This window comes from Bartonella sp. MR168JLCBS, assembly GCF_042194175.1.
Genome location: NZ_JBHIMP010000064.1, coordinates 1 through 1,578 on the forward strand (window position 1 = coordinate 1; position 1,578 = coordinate 1,578).

The 1,578-nt window shown below is 38.0% G+C and carries 1 protein-coding gene and 1 pseudogene; both read left to right on the forward strand.

Features of this window, described 5'->3' with window-relative positions:
- Positions 1-162 (forward strand): annotated as a pseudogene (locus ACFIK8_RS09065) (EamA family transporter); the annotation flags it as partial.
- 565 nt (positions 163-727) lie between these two features.
- Positions 728-1,578 (forward strand): GTP-binding protein (locus ACFIK8_RS09070; protein WP_375669233.1); only part of this gene is annotated, 851 nt, incomplete at its 3' end.

Below are 1,578 nucleotides of genomic sequence, written 5' to 3' on the forward strand. Positions count from 1 at the left end.
GGAGAACCTGTATGGGCTGGTATTGTTGGGCGTTTGGCTGGTGAACGTTTATCTCCTTTAGCTTTATTAGGAGGAGCACTTATTTTGATTGGGATTATCGTGGCTGAATTACAACCTTCACAATGGCGTAAAAGAAATAAAATGATTGAAAAAATAGATTAACTTTGCACCTCTCTTATTATGATTTTATTTCGTGATATTTCCACTTGAGGAGATTTCATTTTTGTTGTTTCTTCAACGAAATAAAATGGGCTCTTGATGTGTTTTTCGTCTTTAAAGAGAGGAAAAAACGCAATCTTATAGAAAAGTGTGATTTTTTTCAAAAGATATCGTGTAAGAGAGCATCTTTCTAAGATTTTGATAGTTTAGAGGATTTATTGCTCCGATTTTAAGCTTTTTTCATTTTGTGTAAGATTGACGAAAAAAGCAACGTATTGTGTGTAAATAAAAAACAGCATTTCTTACGAATTTGATCCAAATCTAAACTCTATACGCATTTTCTAATATTATACGGGCATATGAGTGATAAACCGAACGGATATGAAAAAGAGTTAAGAGCATTTGGCTACTTTTCAATTATTGGTAGTGCGTTTAGCAAAAAAGCCTCGTTTTTTAGGTTAGGAAGAGTTGTGTTTTTGGGAGGTCATTTCGTTTATATTTTTTAAAGGTTTTCGAAGGGACATAATTGGCCTTTGCATTTTATTTTATTCTTTGCTAAATCGCCCGTATGACAGTAGATCGTAATTATATCCGCAATTTTTCCATCGTGGCGCACATCGATCACGGAAAGTCAACATTAGCTGATCGTTTGATTCAAATGACAGGAGGGCTTGAAACACGGGAGATGAAAGAGCAAGTGCTTGATTCCATGGATATTGAGCGGGAACGTGGCATTACTATTAAGGCACAAACGGTACGCCTGCACTATAAAGCAAAAAATGGTGAAACCTACATTTTAAATCTTATTGATACGCCCGGTCATGTTGATTTTGCTTATGAGGTATCACGTTCATTGGCGGCTTGTGAGGGTTCACTTTTAGTTGTAGATGCGAGCCAAGGTGTGGAAGCGCAGACGTTGGCAAATGTTTATCAAGCCATTGATAATTCTCATGAATTGGTTGTTGTGCTCAATAAGGTCGATCTTCCAGCAGCAGAACCTGAGCGTGTTAAAGAACAAATTGAAGATGTGATTGGTATCGATACATCTGAGGCTGTAGAAATATCTGCAAAAACAGGGTTTGGTGTTCCAGATGTTTTAGAAGCAATAGTAAGGCAATTGCCACCTCCGCATATTGGTGATGTTAAAAACCCCCTGAAAGTAATGTTGGTTGACAGTTGGTATGATGCATATCTTGGCGTGATCGTTTTGGTACGGGTAATAGATGGTATCTTAAAAAAAGGTCAAATCATTCGCATGATGGGTACAGGAGTAAAATATCTTGTTGAACGCGTTGGTGTGTTTACCCCTAAAATGGTGCAGGTTGATACGTTAGGGCCAGGAGAGATTGGTTTTATCACGGCTTCTATCAAAGAGGTTGCTGATACGCGGGTTGGCGATACTATTACTGAAGAGCGTCG